Origin of the sequence: Adlercreutzia sp. ZJ304 (genome assembly GCF_011039075.1) — a bacterium.
Classification (GTDB): domain Bacteria; phylum Actinomycetota; class Coriobacteriia; order Coriobacteriales; family Eggerthellaceae; genus Adlercreutzia_A.
In genome coordinates this window covers 87279-104115 of the sequence record NZ_JAAKEG010000007.1, presented here as the reverse complement: position 1 = coordinate 104115, position 16837 = coordinate 87279, and the positions used below count along the sequence as shown (strand labels likewise).

The 16837-nt window shown below is 48.8% G+C and carries 20 protein-coding genes and 1 pseudogene; 7 read left to right on the top strand and 14 right to left on the bottom strand.

The genetic code is table 11. The features are described 5' to 3' along the window. Positions 1–57: 57 nt before the first annotated feature. From G7Y46_RS05575 to G7Y46_RS05540, 6 genes are all read right to left on the bottom strand, one after another. Positions 58–555 carry a TIGR02391 family protein gene (locus G7Y46_RS05575; RefSeq protein WP_165253092.1) on the bottom strand — a complete coding sequence of 166 codons (498 nt, stop codon included), beginning with the start codon at positions 553–555 and terminating at the stop codon, positions 58–60. A gap of 1035 nt (positions 556–1590) precedes the next feature. Beyond that, positions 1591–2040 (bottom strand): N-terminal phage integrase SAM-like domain-containing protein, encoded by a 450-nt coding sequence (locus tag G7Y46_RS05565; RefSeq protein ID WP_165253088.1) that lies wholly within the window; start codon positions 2038–2040, stop codon positions 1591–1593. Positions 2041–2236: 196 nt separating this feature from the next. Further along, positions 2237–2770, bottom strand: a complete 534-nt coding sequence (locus G7Y46_RS05555) for a hypothetical protein (RefSeq protein WP_165253086.1) — start codon at positions 2768–2770, stop codon at positions 2237–2239. Then, complete coding sequence (locus tag G7Y46_RS05550; RefSeq protein ID WP_165253084.1) at positions 2771–3700, bottom strand: hypothetical protein; 930 nt, start codon at positions 3698–3700, stop codon at positions 2771–2773. Positions 3701–3753: 53 nt separating this feature from the next. Next, positions 3754–4053 (bottom strand): addiction module antidote protein, encoded by a 300-nt coding sequence (locus G7Y46_RS05545; RefSeq protein WP_165253082.1) that lies wholly within the window; start codon positions 4051–4053, stop codon positions 3754–3756. Continuing rightward, a complete protein-coding gene (locus G7Y46_RS05540) occupies positions 4050–4289 on the bottom strand; it encodes a type II toxin-antitoxin system RelE/ParE family toxin (protein ID WP_241157065.1) in 240 nt (79 codons plus the stop codon). Before G7Y46_RS05540 ends, G7Y46_RS05545 begins: the two co-directional genes overlap by 4 nt. Positions 4290–4449: 160 nt before the next feature. Here G7Y46_RS05540 and G7Y46_RS05535 point away from each other — a divergent pair, with 160 nt between their 5' ends. Continuing rightward, positions 4450–5472 (top strand): GNAT family N-acetyltransferase, encoded by a 1023-nt coding sequence (locus tag G7Y46_RS05535; RefSeq protein WP_165253080.1) that lies wholly within the window; start codon positions 4450–4452, stop codon positions 5470–5472. A 464-nt stretch (positions 5473–5936) separates the two neighbouring features. Further along, positions 5937–7151, top strand: coding sequence for an ATP-binding protein (locus tag G7Y46_RS05530; protein ID WP_165253078.1), 1215 nt, complete (start codon positions 5937–5939; stop codon positions 7149–7151). Positions 7152–7217: 66 nt separating this feature from the next. On the opposite strand, the gene G7Y46_RS09180 is transcribed toward G7Y46_RS05530, so the two are convergent. After that, on the bottom strand, positions 7218–7469 hold the full coding sequence (locus G7Y46_RS09180; protein ID WP_165253076.1) for an IS3 family transposase: 252 nt from the start codon (positions 7467–7469) through the stop codon (positions 7218–7220). 98 nt (positions 7470–7567) lie between these two features. Here G7Y46_RS09180 and G7Y46_RS05520 point away from each other — a divergent pair. Together G7Y46_RS05520 and G7Y46_RS05515 are read left to right on the top strand one after the other, a co-directional pair. After that, a pseudogene (locus tag G7Y46_RS05520) lies at positions 7568–7903 on the top strand (relaxase/mobilization nuclease domain-containing protein); the annotation flags it as partial. Positions 7904–7927: 24 nt separating this feature from the next. Further along, complete coding sequence (locus G7Y46_RS05515; RefSeq protein ID WP_165253074.1) at positions 7928–8416, top strand: hypothetical protein; 489 nt, start codon at positions 7928–7930, stop codon at positions 8414–8416. A 63-nt stretch (positions 8417–8479) separates the two neighbouring features. On the opposite strand, the gene G7Y46_RS05510 is transcribed toward G7Y46_RS05515, so the two are convergent. The 6 genes from G7Y46_RS05510 to G7Y46_RS05480 form a co-directional block, all read right to left on the bottom strand. Further along, complete coding sequence (locus tag G7Y46_RS05510) at positions 8480–8830, bottom strand: hypothetical protein (RefSeq protein ID WP_165253072.1); 351 nt, start codon at positions 8828–8830, stop codon at positions 8480–8482. Continuing rightward, the gene (locus G7Y46_RS05505; protein ID WP_165253071.1) at positions 8823–9821 is read right to left on the bottom strand and encodes an HNH endonuclease; all 999 of its coding nucleotides are present in this window, start codon (positions 9819–9821) and stop codon (positions 8823–8825) included. Before G7Y46_RS05505 ends, G7Y46_RS05510 begins: the two co-directional genes overlap by 8 nt. 36 nt (positions 9822–9857) lie before the next feature. Next, positions 9858–10700, bottom strand: coding sequence for a helix-turn-helix domain-containing protein (locus G7Y46_RS05500; RefSeq protein WP_165253069.1), 843 nt, complete (start codon positions 10698–10700; stop codon positions 9858–9860). Positions 10701–10942: 242 nt separating this feature from the next. Next, complete coding sequence (locus G7Y46_RS05495) at positions 10943–11230, bottom strand: VaFE repeat-containing surface-anchored protein (protein WP_277424167.1); 288 nt, start codon at positions 11228–11230, stop codon at positions 10943–10945. 315 nt (positions 11231–11545) lie between these two features. Continuing rightward, positions 11546–11950 (bottom strand): integrase core domain-containing protein, encoded by a 405-nt coding sequence (locus tag G7Y46_RS05485; RefSeq protein ID WP_165253063.1) that lies wholly within the window; start codon positions 11948–11950, stop codon positions 11546–11548. A gap of 265 nt (positions 11951–12215) precedes the next feature. Continuing rightward, positions 12216–12413: a hypothetical protein gene (locus G7Y46_RS05480; protein WP_165253061.1), complete on the bottom strand. Its 198-nt coding sequence runs from the start codon at positions 12411–12413 to the stop codon at positions 12216–12218. A gap of 809 nt (positions 12414–13222) precedes the next feature. On the opposite strand from G7Y46_RS05480, the gene G7Y46_RS05470 reads away from it, so the two are divergent. Next, positions 13223–14362, top strand: a complete 1140-nt coding sequence (locus G7Y46_RS05470) for an endonuclease/exonuclease/phosphatase family protein (protein WP_165253059.1) — start codon at positions 13223–13225, stop codon at positions 14360–14362. A gap of 59 nt (positions 14363–14421) precedes the next feature. On the opposite strand, the gene G7Y46_RS05465 is transcribed toward G7Y46_RS05470, so the two are convergent. Further along, positions 14422–15303: a LysR family transcriptional regulator gene (locus tag G7Y46_RS05465; protein WP_165253057.1), complete on the bottom strand. Its 882-nt coding sequence runs from the start codon at positions 15301–15303 to the stop codon at positions 14422–14424. A gap of 121 nt (positions 15304–15424) precedes the next feature. Here G7Y46_RS05465 and G7Y46_RS05460 point away from each other — a divergent pair, with 121 nt between their 5' ends. Then, positions 15425–15727: a hypothetical protein gene (locus tag G7Y46_RS05460; RefSeq protein WP_165253055.1), complete on the top strand. Its 303-nt coding sequence runs from the start codon at positions 15425–15427 to the stop codon at positions 15725–15727. After that, positions 15672–16667: an alpha/beta hydrolase gene (locus G7Y46_RS05455; RefSeq protein WP_206214175.1), complete on the top strand. Its 996-nt coding sequence runs from the start codon at positions 15672–15674 to the stop codon at positions 16665–16667. The genes G7Y46_RS05460 and G7Y46_RS05455 overlap by 56 nt, the downstream gene beginning before the upstream one ends. Positions 16668–16837 lie beyond the last annotated feature (170 nt).

Here is a 16837-nt window from a genome sequence, read left to right as displayed (position 1 = left end):
AGGCAAATTCCCCAGGAGATTCGTTCGCGGTTTCCCCTCGTAAGTTGAAGCCGAACGTTATCGTTCGGCTGGGCTTTCGCTATTAGGTACTACTGAGCCGCCTTCGAGTGCATACATGAGTTGGCTGGCTAGAACAATTTGCTCAACAGCTTCGCGTTTCGAAAACTCCCTGTTTCCATGGCATGATGGATTCCTATAAGAGGCAAGGAATCCATCAAAAAGAAGCTTTATGCCTCTGCAGTAGCTTTTTCCGGAAGGGGTGGTGTCGTCTGCGACACGGTATGCACCGCGCTCAGACAGCAGCGCTCCGACAATATCTGCTGCTTCCTTTGGCTCTTTGGATGTCGGTTTTGCCTCTCTAAAGATATCTCGAAGCCTTTGCTCAACCTCTTTGATCGCCTTTTCTGCAGCAGCGCCAAAATGCCCGTCTTTATACAAAGAAGAAGCTATAGAGCGGATGCGAGGGTGCATCTCGGCCCAAATCGACAGATTGTAAGGCTCTTTCTTTATGTGCTTGACGATCAGGAACAGCTCGCCAAAAGCAGTGATATTCAAGGGGTGTCTACCCCCCATGCAATTGAGGAACAAGATGGACTCCAGTCTTGACACTTCACCAGAGTAAAAGGGGTATTCCGGTGCCAGTTCAGAGCTCAGAATGCGAAGATTCTCCCTGATGGAACGCACTGTGTCGCAGTCAATTGCCGGCGGGCTGCAGTGTATGGGCATTTGACTAGTGTTTTGTGTCCAGTGCCAAAGCCTGTCAATTCTCTCAAAGTAGCCAGAAGATGAGTTCACTTTACCTATCCTCCAAGACAAAACTAAGTAGCGATTAATGCGTAAGGCTCGACTAGTGTGACAAATGTTACCGCAAATACCTGCATGCGAAGATCAATAAACCAATTCAGGGTAATGCTTAATATTGGAAATGCTCCTTTCTGAGTGCGGCTTTGACATCATGGCGACATCACTGGATTCCCGCTGACATCACGGATGCTTGCGCGTTGCCTCTGAGCTGGGGTTCTCGCATCCGGAAATTACTAAAGGGTATTTTCCGGATGCGGGATTTCGATGCTGATTTTGCTCTCTTTGCGTCTTGAATTTGTTTGATTTGCCTTCCTTTTCCCTGTTCGGAGGCGTGATGTCGTTTTGATGTCAAAACCACCTGATTGATTCTTCTGCCTTATCAACCGTTGACGCGACCAATCTTCGCACGCTTTTCCAAGTCTTGCAGACGAGAATTCCCAGGTCAAGAAATCCAGAACACTCTATGAACTGCATGAACTGAGTGTGAAAGCATGTGGAGAAATCTCCGCAATTCGCATATGTCAGCAGCATCTCTCCATGTCCCCCATCGCCTCATTGGCGTCCTTGGATAACTCGGTTCCAGCCATCGCCGCATATTCATCGGATGCGGTTCGCGTTATCCAGATGAGGTCGGCATCGAACTTTCCAGCAATAGCGGCTTCCGATCCTAGCAGCAGATGCAGGTAGCGATGGGTTGCGGTCTCGCCTGAGTGTCCGAGCCTAGCCGCGATAGAGGGTACCGACATTCCCATCTCCACCAGCATGGTCGCATGGCTATGGCGCAAATCATGGATGCGGATGCGTTTGAGGTCTGCCGCCTTTGAGCCTCGAGTCATCTCGTGATGAAGCAGATGCTTGGTCATAGTCGCGCTTCTCCTTGGAGCCGATCTTGCCTGCGATCTGCACCGGGTTCTTCTCAAGGCCGTATAAGCGCACTAGGTGGTTCGTGATTGCCGACAACTGGCTGCAGAGGGTGTTGAGGTATGTAGCGGTGTAGGGTTTTCCGTGGCGCGTACGGCTCTCCAGTAGGTGGTTCTTCCAGTCGATAACCGTCTTCGCATCGATCTCGCCTATGAGCATTCCGTCGAAGTAAGGCTTCAAGATCTTGTCGATGTAGTAGCGTTTCTGCTCCAAGGTTGTATCCCGGACGCGCGTAGCGTTATCGGCAAGATAGACATCGCATGCGAGCGAGAACTCCATGGATGCTGCTCTCGACATCCTCTTCTTGAAGGTCACGCTCCTAAAGCTCTGCATCTCGCTTGATGCGAAAGCCTCGCTTCGATTTCTGTTTGGGTTCGCCTCTCCAGTCCTTGTACCTGAAGTTCGCGAACCACGTTCCTCATTTCTCGTCTTTGTAAGCTGACATGACAAATCCTTTCTATGATGAAGGAACACAACATAGAAAGGATGGCTGTAACTTTAGATTATTTTGTCATCTTTTTTGCATCGCTACAATTTGATAAACAGCAGAGAGTCGTTTAAGGATTAAACCAATTACAAAGGCAAAATGCACTATGCAGACGATAAGTATGGAGGTACATAGAGTAATAATTAAGATGTTGCCCGAATCAAGAACTCCAGTCCATTGGATAATCATTGCGATAGCTGTGATTATGAAGCCAAACATGATTCCCCAAAGCAAAGCAGCAAATAACTCATCTACCAACTTTAGATCGTTTTCAGTCACAAAGGCATCAGAGTTGTTCTTTACTTTAATCCTCAAGTCTATGCGAATTTGAAACAGCATTGTTGCGACCGCGCATAGCAGCGCTGCGACAACGGCAACTCCGCCAATCGTACTGTCGACTGAACTAATTTGAACTTTGAAGATAAATGCTATCCCGCCAACAACCAAAGGAAGAATAATCTGGAAAGCTATTGTGGCAGCTTTGTATTTTCCCGTTCTTTGAGAAACGAGTGTTGAAAAGTATTCTTTTGGGATGCGATTTGGCGAAGACATTCCCATTTAGTCAACGCCTCCAATTGACCAATCTGGAAGCCATTCGAAGCCGCTTCGCTCCATGAATACCCCAGCGTTTTCACAACAATACCGTACAAACTCATCATACGATAAAACAGGATGGGCACTATCATTTAGCTCTTCTCTGAAATAAACACCGTCTTCTGGATTGAATATTTGAACGCGCCTTTTATGCCCTCCAACATCTACAGATACAAATATTTCTGCCTCATCATATGACGACCCGCTTAGGCCGACCAATTCATAAGCCGATGAGGGGGTATTTCTAAACTTATCAATAATAGTCCCAAGGAAACGGTGCTTTTTAGCTGGCTTAAACTTATGAATCTCCGTCCCTACAATTTCATTAACGCCATCTGCTCGATCATCTGCACGTTTAATTAATCTGACTTCAACGCCAGTTACGGTTGCATCATCCAGAGCGATTTCTGAAGCAACGAGCCTTTTCTTTGTTAGCGTAAAGCCTTTTTCGCTAGCCTTCCATTCTCTATCGAATTGCGACAAGAGCATACTCGCACCACTGCTTCTCGCGCTATACTCTGAAAACCAAAGAGCCATCTGACCACGCGGAGGACACATAAAAATTGCTCTTGCGGGTGATGCGGGCACATCCATCTCACCAAGCCTGAAAAGGACTTCGTTATTCTCGATGTTAACTACCTCGCCAGATTCGCCGGACTTTCCTGCCATTGTGTCAACAACGACAATATGGTCGTTGTATCTAATTACATGATCAATACGAAGGTAGCTCTGGCTGCTTACCTCTTGTATTCCCTCTAAGCTCTTTTCGCGTACCCAAGACTCAAAAACATCGGCGGCATTCAAGCCATCTAAATCTGCTGGAGAAGCGGGGTTATAGGGGTCGCGGTATTTTGAAAAAGTTATTTTATGCCCCGCTAAAGTTCTTCTACCCAAGATTCATCCTTATCTTTTTTTTATGCTGTACTCAATCTCGCTGTATTAAATAATTAAACAGTAATGGCAACATCAAGCTTCAGTCCAAAAGCCCTTACAACCTTCTGCACGGTATCGAATGACGGGTTTCCTGTAGGCGAAAGTGCTTTGTAGAGACCATCACGGGTGATGCCGGTTTCCTTCGCAAGCTGCGTCATTCCCTTCGCGCGAGCGATGTCGCCAAGGGCGGAAGCTATTACGGAAGTGTCGCAATCTTCAAGAGCTGCGTTGAGGTACGCCGCGATATCGGCCTCGGTCTCAAGGTACTCGGACGCATCCCATTTCGTTGCTTTCTTCATCTTCGTCCCCATCATTCGTATTCCTGATTCAGTTTCTTCGCTTTAGCAATGTCTCTCTGCTGTGAAGACTTATCCCCGCCAATGAGAAGCAAAATCAACCCATTTCCTCTCAGCGCATAGTAGAGACGATAACCTAGACCGTAGTCGATGCGCATCTCGAACACCCCATCACCGACCGGCTTCGTATCTCCGAAGCTCGCCGTCAGTGATAGGCGCTGGATCCTCACGAGGATGCGCGCGGGCAGCGGCATCTTTGAGACGCTTGAGCCATCTTACGAATTCATCTGTCTGAACTACTCCAATCATGATAGAATTGTATACTCTAGTCTACATTTCGTCAATTTTTTAGAGAAATGCCAGTTCAGAGCCACTGCCCCAATTTGGCGCAGTGGAAACATGGAGGCTGCAAACATGCGTCTTGAAACTGACAGACTCATCCTTCGCCCATGGGTCGAAGATGATGCAGAAGAGCTGTACCGCTACGCGAAAGATCCTGAGATCGGACCAATTGCCGGTTGGCCTTCGCATACGAGCGTGGATAACAGCCGTGAGATAATCCGTGATGTGCTGTCCGCGCCTGAGACCTATGCCGTGGCGCTCAAGGAAACAGGCAAGCCAATAGGGTGTGTCGGGCTCTTCCGCGACGAGGAGGGCAACATCCCTCTCGCAGAGAGTGAGGCTGAACTGGGTTATTGGATAGGAAAGCCCTATTGGGGTCAAAGTTTCATTCCGGAAGCCTCCCGTGAGCTCATCCGCCACGGTTTCAAGGACCTTGGATTGTCGGGGATTTGGTGCGGTAACTTCGAAGGAAATGACAAATCGCAACGCGTTCAGGAAAAGCTCGGTTTCAAGTACGTGCGAACGGATCGCGATGTCACATGCAAGCTGCTCGATGAGAGCAGGACATTGAGGGTCAGCTATCTCTCGAAGGAGCGGTGGGAGATAACAAGCGGCATTGAGATTCGTCTGATGACGCCGGGCGAATACCCTCTTCTGAGCGAATATCTCTACAATGCGATCTTCATTCCCGCAGGCTATGAGGGGGAGGTGCCGCGAAGCATCTTGCAAGAGGATCCAAAACTGGTGGCTGCCGTAGAGGGGTTCGGTGAAGAAGAAGGCGATGTGGCCTTTGTCGCTGTTCTGGATGGCAGAGTTGTTGGAGCTTGCTGGACACGGACGACGGATGTCTATGGAAGAGCCGATGAAAGCACCCCGGTCTTCTCCATCTCGGTCGATGACGATCTCAGGGGACTCGGAATAGGAACACGTCTCATGCGGGCGACCATGAACAAGCTTGAGGGCCTTGGAGACAAGCGTTGTTCGCTGGGAGTCCAGAAACAGAATCCTGCGTTGCATCTTTATGAGCGCTTGGGATTTCACATTGCCGGCGATGGGGCTGACGAAACCGAGTGGCTCATGCTGCTGGAGTTTTGATCTTTTCCGCCCGCTAAATACGTGAACTCAATCTGAACTCACTTTGAACTCAACAATTTGCGTTTGCGCAGGTAGAGAAATTATTCCCATATACGAAATTATCCCCTGATTAGTCCCGGGGAGTATTTTTCTGCAATGGTTGCCCTGAAGGATCAAAGATGTGAACTCAACTTATGGCTGGGAATAAAGAAATACCAGATCAGAGCCTAGTAATATAGTTTCAAGAATTATTCCCCGGAAACGACGTGTGAAAAGGGATTTTGACTGAGTTCAAAACGATGCTACAACGGAGGAACACTGGTCGGAATGCGGAGCACGAGAGAGCGTGAAAGAACTCACATAGCACACAATTTCGGCTCACCAACGCAAGAGTGGGAATAGGTGAAATTTGGGAATGGAATTCCCAAATTTGACCATCGACTAAGTACCTGCGATAATGGCCCCTATAGAAAGGGGTCATTTCCATGTACATAGCCAGAGAGATCGAGAAAACCATCGACCGCATGCTCACCCAGGGAAAGGTCGTACTGGTCACAGGAGCAAGACAGGTCGGAAAAACCACCGTGCTTAAAGAGCATCTGGGCGACAGGTTCGACTATGTGACCATGGACGACCCCTTCCTTCGCATGCAAGCGGAGGAAGATGCCGCATTGTTCTTCGACATGCGATCCATGCCCCTCATCATCGACGAGGTCCAGCGCGTGCCCGGACTGTTTCTCTCGGTCAAATTGATCGTGGACCGATCCGATCAGAAGGGGCTTATCGTTCTCACGGGCTCGCAGACCTACCAGCTTATGAACGGCGTAAGCGAGTCGCTTGCGGGCCGTATCAGAATCCTCGAGATGCCCGCCCTCTCTCTGCGCGAGCTGGTCGGCTGCGTCGATGCGCCACACAGGTACCTCCCTAAGAAGGTTTGCACGGGCGATATCGACGCGCCCGACGCCTTCGACCTCTGGACTCACATTCACAGAGGATCGATGCCCGAACTGCAGGACCCCTCGATCGAGTGGGACGGCTTCTGGACCGACTACGTGAGGTCATACCTCGAAAGAGACGTCCGCGAGCTAATCAACGTCAAGGACGAGACTAAGTTCTACAGCTTCATGGCGGCATGCGCGGCGCGCACCGCCCAGCTGTTCAACGCGTCGGATATAGCGAACGCTCTCGACATCGACCACAAGACCGCCAAAGCATGGCTCTCCGTTCTCCAAGCTTCTGGAATCGTTTGCGTCATAGAGCCCTTCTTTCCCAATGTCGACAAATGGCTGACCAAGACCCCGAAGATATTCTTCATAGACACCGGTCTTGTTTGCCATCTCACCCGCTGGACCACCCCTGACCAGCTGCGCAACGGCGCTGTGGCCGGTCACGTCTTCGAGACCTTCGTTGTGTCGGAAGTTCTGAAAAGCCATATGAATGCAGGCGCGAACATGCGCGACGTCTGGTTCTACCGCGATGCCAAGAAGAGGGAGATCGATCTGGTCATCCAGGACGGTCGCGTGCTTCACCCCGTAGAGATCAAGATGGGCGCGCTGGTAAAGAAGGACGCAGCCAAGAACTTTTCCTGTCTCGAGGGCATGGCAGATTACGAGATAGGGTTCGGACACATTGTCTGCCAAGCGCAAGAGCCCTATCTGCTCACTCCGAATGTTGAGGCAGTTCCCGTTTGGGCGATCTAGGCTGAGGGAGACTACCAACGCTTCGTGCAACTGAATCTGAATTAACCCCATTTTTGTTGACATGTATTACGCCGCTTCTGAACGGATTTCGTCAAAGTATTTCTTCTCGAAATCCTCAGGGCTCAGCCAATCTAGGGTCGAGTGAATCCTGATTCGGTTGTAGAAGCACTCGATGTATTCGAAGACCTCCAGCGTAGCTGCCTCTCTTGTCTCGAATGTCTGAGCGTGTATACAACCTTCGCCCGCATCCGCGCCATGCCCGCGAAACCCGGGTTGACCTGTATCGTTTTTCGAGTCTATAAGATTACTAGCATCCATAATCAAAATCTCGCAATCTTGTGTTCGAAAAAACGATACAGGTCAGATCTCTTCGCGAGCTGTCTCGCGCTTGGGTGTAAAAACACTTCGGAGAGCATGAAATAGCAATCATTTACCACGACGACAATGACCAGAAGGTCCCTCATGCGCATATCGTCGTGAATAATGTGAACCTAACGACCGGCTACCGAATGCATACCGACCATCCTGAAGATCTGAACCGGGATTTACAAGACATGGCTAGGGAGCGTCACCTAAAGGGATTGTCTAACAAGATGCCGGAACGCGGTGAGAGATCATCCGCATGTGATGCTGTGCGCAGCCGTCAGGCCGTTTATTTCGAGAGCCCAGCTTCTTCTGTACAATCCGAATCCACCCAAACTAAGACCTCAACAACCAATTCGTCCGATTCGCAATCTCAATCTAAGAAATAGGTAGAGGAAACCGAAAAAGTATGGGTGCAAGACAAGGCTGCATGGACGGAGAGCGTTCCAATCTACGCCACCAAAGAGGTTTCGATCTGTAATGTCTGCGGTGCCGATATCACTGGTAATGTTACAGCGCACAGCAAAGCGCATATGCTTGCAGGTAAGGGCTCTGGACACCACAGTGAAGTACAACAGGTTATCACTGGGTATAACACCGTGAACCATCCCGCGGAAGGTCATTGGGAGATGGCGGTCACTGGGAGTAGATGTCGCTATTTCTCCCGTATTCTATTTGCCATGAGAGGAGAAATGAATAAAGAAGAGGTTTTGACCTTGCAGGATGGTTTAGGCGATGCGATGTACTTATTCGCCGGTGTAAAGCAGGCTCTTGATGGTATCGAAGAGCGTGCAGACTTGTACTATATGTGCAAGATGCTTGGCGTTGTCATGAATGACGCAATCAAGACGGTTTTCGAGGCCTACCCAGAGTCTTGGGAAGCAGAAATATTCTTCTGCTAAAAAATTGGGAGTTAATGTTCATCGGGCTCCCAATTACTGCCATTAGCTTTGATGCTTCATCTCTTATAAGTTGGTTACTGCAAGCAACCTGTATAAATCGCCATCGATCTCCAACACGCTTCTCTGCCCATCTTTGAATACAGCATCGACAATATATCTCTCGTCGCGCTTCGCTGTTCCTGCTGTAACTAATTCGATTGGCCCGAGCAGCATTTCTCCGATAAAGCCGCGTGTGGCGGCGCTAGCAACGCTGATGTCAGATGATTCATCTATCAGCTCAAGATGGCTCACATTGGTTTTATCTAGGTTCAAGGTCTTCGTCAGCTTTAGGATTATGTAAGGCGTCATCCCTGCGCTGCTTACTATCTTTCCTTTGTAAGCTCCGGCAATGACCTTGTTTCTAGCTTTAGGCACGATTGGTCATCTTTCCTGTTCGTATCATTTGCGCAACCCAATGTCGATACTTCGGCTCAATAATATGAAAACGTCTTTTATTCCATTCGGAGCAAAGATAGTAGCCATGATATGGGTCTTTCCAAGCTCTTGAATTACCTGAGCTATCGAACCATCTCTCGCGAGACAAAAACCTGTCGTTTAGGCCTAGGACCCTATTGGTATATTCCTTATCCGACAAATCTCTGAGCTCTCGGTCTGGGATATAACTGTTTTTCATGAGAAAGCAAAACGATCTTTGAACATAGTGTTGCAGTGTTTCATTATCTCTTTTAGCAATTCCTGACTCTTCAAGTAATGCTTCGTCCTCAGTATTTGAGGGAAAAGATTCATTCTGATTGTTTGTATTGCCAGCTCGAACATAGTTCGGCTGTTTTGGTTTGCGTTGCACACTGATCCCGACATTTTCCATAATTAGTTTTTTGATTTCGTCTGATGTTGATTGAGCTAATCGCATTGCATCAATAATTCGTTCGTAATTGTCCCAATGCTTTGACCAAAGCTCCACTCCAGTAATTTCCTCGAAATTGAACTTTCGCGGCTCAAATGTGGCTTCGTATTCTTTCAAGCGAGAAACTCTTTCATCTAAATCGGGTGTTCCTTTAGATTTTGGAGATAGTTGTGCATCGCTATAGATCCATGTTTTCCAATCTTTATTGCCTTTTGATTGGTTGCATTTACTGCAAGCAGGCACAAGATTGTGAATCTCGCTAATGTAGCCAGTTGGTTGTTTATCATCAACAATTGGATTTAGGTGATCCCATTCTGTGTGGGGTGAACCGCAATAAGCACAACAAGCAGTTTCTCGATTCATTCCTAGAACGGAAAGCGCTTCGTCTATCTCATTTTCAGTTGGCTCAATGCAAGGGATAATTCCGTTTACGAACGAATTTGTGATACTTGAGCTTCTTCCCATGATCTTTACCGGGACAGGCATCTTAAATACAGGCATTTCTTTCTCCTTGTTAGTTGACAAATACCGTAATAGTTACTTTTTCTTTTTACGCTTACCTTCGGGCGCCTTGCCGCGTTTTGGCTTACCGTGCTCTTTGATGTATTCGATACGATTGTCGATGGATGATTTGGTAACCAATAATTTCCCACCAAACCTGTAGCCGTCGATGGATTTCTCCTTAATCATCTTCATTACCCTAGGAACGCTTACTCCTAGAATTTCCGAGGTTTCTTTTACAGAGATGAGCCGGTCTAAGTCGGTTTGCTTTTCAAGCAATGGGTTATGCACATCCGGCAGATTGTGGTAGTAATCGTAGAGCTCCTGTTTGAGATCGAAGTCATCTTCCCAAAACTGTGTCTCTAATTCTAGCAGCACATGTTCTTTAATGAAGTTCGCTGGATCGTTTTTATATTGTTCCCAAGAGTCTTCATCGAAGTTGTAGGGGTAGACACACATACCAACTGGGGTTATGAATCCAAACAAGTAATCTTTTAGATAGATTGCGAACATTCCTTGTCCATCTGTTGGATAAGGCCCTGTAACATCTTGTATAAGCAATCTGATATTGCTGTAGTCCCTCGGATAGTCCACGTCAGTGATGCTGTTGCTGTCATCCGAGGGGTATTCTCCTTCAGCAAGGAAAAGACGGGCGTATTCGGTGAACTCAACCTCGTAAAAATCTAATTTGAAGAAGGTATTTCTATCAAGAAGATTGCCATCCTCGACTTGGTCAAGGAAACGAATTTTCTCTACTGCCTTAGGGTCGCGCTCAATGAATGCTTTTACGCTTTCCTTGTTTTTACGATCCAAATCGAAGTCTTCCCAAAAGAGAGGCTGATCGATCAATTCCTGCATACTTACATCTTCGAGCTTCATGTTATCTCCTAATTGACGTTATAACTTAACGACAATAGGAATATAACATGATATTTTGAAAATTGCAAGATATGTCGTTATAACTTAATGTTAAAAGTATATTCGAAACCGGGAGCCGGTAGTCCAACTGGTCGCACATCCGGTCCCCTTGATTCTTAGGTATCAAGTTTTCAGATTGACTTCATTAGCTGTCAGCTAATCTTCATCGACGGTTCCGTCAGGTTCTTCAGGCGTGAACTCCGTTACGCCACGATTGGCAAACCGTCGGATCCGGTGATCGAGTTTCCAGTCTCCTTGCTCATGAGCATGGTGTAGAGCTTGTAGGTACTGCCCGGAGTTAGACCAGTAAAGGTAACCGTGTCGATCAAGGTCACATCCTCGCCGATTGTACTTACCTGAGAGTCGGTCTTGGCATCCTTTGCCTGAGTAGCGATATCGATGATCTTCACAGTCTGGTCCTCATCTTCGATGTCGGCATGGACCATGTACTCAGTACCTTCGTATTCCATTGACTCGAACGCGACAAGTATTTTCCTGCTATGTTCGCACCTTTGAAGGTTAATACGACCTCAACGCTTCCGCATGATTCTTCAGCTGTGAAGGTGGTCTCAGACGTAATCTCGTTGCCATCATCGTCGAGTGCTGGCTCACTGGTTTCCTTATCCATGAGAGTGTCCTTTGCTGTGTACTCATGACCTGGGATAAGTCCTGTGTATTCGATGGTGTCATTGATGGTGAGCTCTTCGCGAGCTTGACCTTCGTGAGCAGAGCTTCCAGCATCGGTTGCAGTGGTGCCCATGGTCTTCTAATCTGTGCCAATATTTCGGACACAAAAACTTGAGATTTTATGCTTCCAGCAACATAACTTCTTTCTTTGATTTTGTACGCTCAAAAAATGAGTTCATCACATTAGCTGGAATTTTGTAGTCGATAGTTGAATGTGGACGACACCTGCTGTAATAGATTTCGATAAATTCGATCACAGCCATCTCGGCTTGAGCGTGTGTGGCGAAGCTCTTGCGGTAATACATCTCGTTTTTAAGCGTGGCAAAGAAAGACTCAGCAACTGCGTTGTCGTGGCAATTTCCGGTTTTGCTGCACGATAAACGAATAGGATTATCACGTGCCCACTCTGCAAGTAAACGAGAGGTATATTGCACACCTTTGTCGCTATGAAAAATAGCATTTTCGGTCACGTAACCGCATGCTTTCGCGCTAGCTAGCGCACTTACCACGATATCTGCTGTCATACCGCCCATCCCACTACCATACGGGTGCATAAATCGATGACAATAGCCAAATAAAGCCAACCTTGTCCTGTGCGAAGATAGGTTGTCTTCTACAAGCTTGCAGGTGGGTACAAGACTTGTAAAGTCACGATGTATTAGATCGAGACAAGGCTTAGCTGACTTATCCGGGATGGTCGTGCGCTTTGATTTGTAGGGAATACAGCTTTTTATGCCGAGTTCACGCATGTACTTTCGTATGTGATAGAGGGTAATGTGTTTCAAATCATCAGGTAGAAAGCATTTGATAAAACCTTGCACCAAAGCGTCTGTCTGACTCTTCCCAGATACGCTTTATCATTTCCCGCACTTCTTTCCAATCATCAATTGGTGCCCCTTGGCTCATCCAAACATAGAAGCCAGAGCGTGACACTTCCAAGATGCGCGCCATCATCTCCACGGGGTAGTTCTCCTTCTTCGTCAGCATCAGCTGGTAGCGCGCCTTTACCCCTGCTCTTTCACGAAGAAGGCTGCGGCTTTTTTAAGAATTAGTTTTTTCCATCTCAAGTTCACGGTTACGCCTGCGCAGCTCTTGCATCTCTTTGTTTTCCTGTTGGCTTGACTTTTAACCACTAAGTTCATCTTTTCGATTTTTAACCCAACGGCTTGCAGTCTTTGTATTGATGCCTAACTCTTGTGCAATCTGAACTATAGATCTACCAGTTGAAATGATGTAATCAGCGGTTTTCTACGATACTCATCAGTGTATTTTGCAGATGTGTTTACCGTAATCTGTATCTCCTTTTTCGAATCTATAAGATTACTAGCATCCATAATCAAAATCTCGCAATCATCACCAGCTCAGAGCCACTGCGCCAAATTGGCGTAGTAGAAAAACGTGCGCTTGTCCGCCAATTCTACGTAGAGGATGTCCTCTGCGTTCACTACATGGGTGCCGCCGTCTGTGATGCCTGTGACCTTTCGGTCGAACATGTGCGTGGACGAGTTCGCGGTACGCCAAGCCTGCGAGGGAATAAAAATAATCGCCGGTGATTTGCGCGAGATAGTTCGCCCAACTAAGGATGCTAGATATTGCGTGCGCATATTGCAGCCAAAAAGCCTCATCACGGAGCTATCGTGATCATTATGGTTTAATGTCTTGGATAGGAAATAGAGTCAAAAGGCAGGTAGGGTTTCGCACGTCCGCAGGTTGGCGGCACGGCACAATTGGCAATGACGCGTATGCCAAGCGAATAGTCGTATCGTGCCGAATCTACGATGGGAAAGGCACCTTTCGTGAATGATGTAACACATCGAGGCGAAAACCGGCATGTGGATCGCAAGGTGGCAAAGGGCATCGCAATTGCTCTTGGTGCTCTTCTCGCAGTGATGATACTTTACGTGGTCTATGTGGTGCTGAGCTACCATCGCCTCGACGATCATCTTGCGCTCACAGTTGATCCGCCATCGACCGATATTGCTCAGACGCTCGATACGCAAGATGACCGGGAGCTGAGCATCGTCACAGCCAACCTTGGATTTGGTGCCTATGACCAGTCATTCGACTTCTTCATGGATGGCGGCAAAGGATCTGTTGCACGCAGTACCGAGATCGTTAAGACTAACGTTGGGGGCTCTGCCCAAGCTATAGCTGCGCTCGATCCTGATTTCATGCTGTTTCAAGAAGTTGATGTCGATGGCACGCGCAGCCACCACATCGACGAATATGCCCTGCTTCGCGATGCTTTTCCGGAATACACCTCGGTTTTCAGCCAGAATTACGACTCCGCTTTCCTCGCATGGCCGCCCTACGCACCACACGGTGCCAACAAATCGGGGATAGCAACGTTTTCGCGGTTCGCGCTCGAGAATCCCCTGCGGCGCAGCCTACCCATCTCTGAGAGCTTCAGCAAGTTCCTCGACCTCGATCGCTGCTATTCCATCTGCGAGGTGCCGCTCGACAATGGGAGGAAGCTCATACTGATGAACGTGCATCTTTCCGCCTACGGTGCCGACGAGAGCATCATGAAGGCGCAACGCGAGATGCTGTACCAAGACATGCAGGCGCAGCGTGACGCGGACAACTATGTCATCGTGGGTGGCGATTTCAACCACGATATGATCGGCGCTTCGGGCGAGGTCTTCGACAATGAAACCGATGTGGTGGAGAGCTGGGCCAAGCCTTTCGACTTCGACGGCGTACCTGCGGGATTTACCGTTGCGGTGAAAGCTGAATTCGATGAGCAGGGCAGCGCGTTCGACTCGGCCGCTACTTGCCGCGACGCCGGGCGATCATACGACGGAGCGAACGATCGCTGGATCATGGACACGTTCATATGCTCAGACAACATTGATCGGATTAGCTGTGAGACTCTCGACTTGGATTTCGCCTACTCCGATCACAATCCCGTCGTTCTTGAGTTCCGTTTGCGCTAGCGCTCTCCTTTATCTACAGCTGCGCGCAATATTCTAGCGCGACTAGTCTTCCCAGACTGTCACGTCTTAATTAGGCATTCTTGAAGCGCATCGAGAAATGCCGTAGCCTGTTTGCTCAATAACCCCTTGCGCCAAATAATGCCCTGACGCGACGTCAGCTCTGGTTCGAGCGGGACAAACGTGAGCTCGGTGTCGCTTCCGGTTTCGAATAGCCCTTCGTAAGTGAGTAAAGTTCCAGCCCCAGCGCGTGCGAGTAGCATAGCATTCAATGGAAGGCTGTACATTATGCGAATATCAAGGTCGTTAGCGACTTTTCCCGCCCATTTGTTTAGCATTCCGGTCTTCATCGCCTGACGCGCCATCAAAAGCGGTTCGCCGACCAGATCGGTCGGGCGCACGCTCTCCAAGGTGCTAAGCCGCGAGCCCCTCAAGGTCATTACGCCCCATCTGTCGAGAACAGGCAGTGCTAGCACGTTCATGTCAACATGTTCTTTAAGCTCGCATTCGAGCAAGAAGTCATAGGTTCCGCGCGCCATCCCGTCCATGAGATCGACCGAGGTTCCGCTGAAGAGCTGAAAGTCAACTTCAGGAAAGCGCTTGAGAGTCAGCTGTATCGCCTCGCTCACATAACGCATATTCACCGACTCGCCTGCTCCAATATAAACGGATCCCTTTACGGAGCCTTCGTTTGACGAAAGATCGTTTTCCGCCTTCTCCGTGAGTTCGATAATAGTCTCCGCATAGCGGAGCAGCCTCGCACCGTTATCGTTGAGCTCCATTCCCTTATAAGTCCTCGTGAAGAGCGAGCACCCCATCTCGTCTTCAAGGGCGGATAACTGACGCGAAAGAGTGGGCTGCGTCATATGCAGCGATGCAGCTGCATTGGATATACTGCCCTCTTGGGCAACAGCCATGAGATAACGAAGCGTTCTGATCTCCATATACTCTCTGCACTCTCCTTGATATGCCTTATAAGCATAATGCTATTTACATTATAGGCATTAGAAATCATCGATTGAGGAATGCATACTTGGAAGGTGCAATCCTAACGAAAGGAATACCATGGAGCTTGAAGACTACCTTGACCATCTGAACAGCGGAAAGACGGTCGAGGGTGGTTCGGAAATGCATCAGTTCATGCATCTGGTAAGTCAGGAGGCTATCCGTATCTGCGCCGACATTAATGCAGCTTACCACACTCCTGATGAGCTCGTGGCACTCTTTGCGGAACTAACGGGACGACCTGTTCCGGAGGGCTTCGCGCTCTTTCCGCCATTCAATCGAAGCATAGATACGAGAGGAAATACATATGCCAAAACTAGAGATGACGCCTGTATGGGACAAAGTTTTTCCGAAAAGCGATAAGGTCAAGCACGAAAAGATTGCCTTCCATAATCGCTATGGGATAGAACTTGCTGCCGATCTGTACAAGCCAAAAGGGGCAATCGGAAAACTTGCCGCGATTGCGGTATCCGGTCCGTTCGGTGCTGTGAAGGAGCAGTCAAGCGGACTTTATGCGCAGGCGATGGCAGAGCGCGGTTTCCTTACGATTGCCTTCGACCCGTCCTTCACTGGTGAGAGCGGTGGTGTTCCCCGCTACATGGCCTCCCCAGATATCAATACTGAAGACTTTCTTGCGGCTGTCGACTGCCTAAGCTGCCGTGATGACGTGGACTCCGAGCGCATCGGCATTATCGGCATCTGCGGCTGGGGCGGCATGGCGGTGAACGCAGCTTCATGGGATCCGCGCATCAAGGCCACCGTGGCATCCACTATGTACAACATGAGCCGCGTGAATGCCAATGGCTACTTCGATGCTAATGACAGTGTGGAGGCACGCAACGCAGCCCGTAAGAGCCTGACTGCGGAGCGCACTAAAGCCTATAAGAGCGGCGAGTACAACCGGGCTGGTGGTGTCGTGGACCCTCTGCCCGACGATGCGCCGCAGTTCGTAAAGGACTACCATGCCTACTACAAAACCCCGCGTGGCTACCATGCCCGCTCGCTCAACTCCAACGATGGTTGGACCATCGTTGGCTGCGAGTCCTTCATTAACACCCCGACGGCTACCTATGCGGACGAGATTGAGAACGCCGTCATGCTGGTGCACGGTGACAAAGCGCATTCGTTCTACTTCAGCGAGGATACCTACAAGGTGCTTAAGAGTGGCATCAATCCCGCTAACAAGGAATTCGTCGTGGTGCCGGGCGCGAGTCACACCGATCTCTATGATCAGGTGGACATTATTCCGTTCGACACCATACAGGAGTTCTTCGAGAAGAACCTATTCGCCATGCGCTCTTGATGGGTAACTCGGTCTTAAATGGCGCATGATATAATGCCTGTTCAGAGTACAAATTTGCAGCACCTACCATTCGAATGCCATCGAAGATTCCACTTTGATAGAATGATTATTCAATGAGGCACCATGGACATAAATACAGGTGTAGATACAGGTAGGGCTTTAGGAGGTTC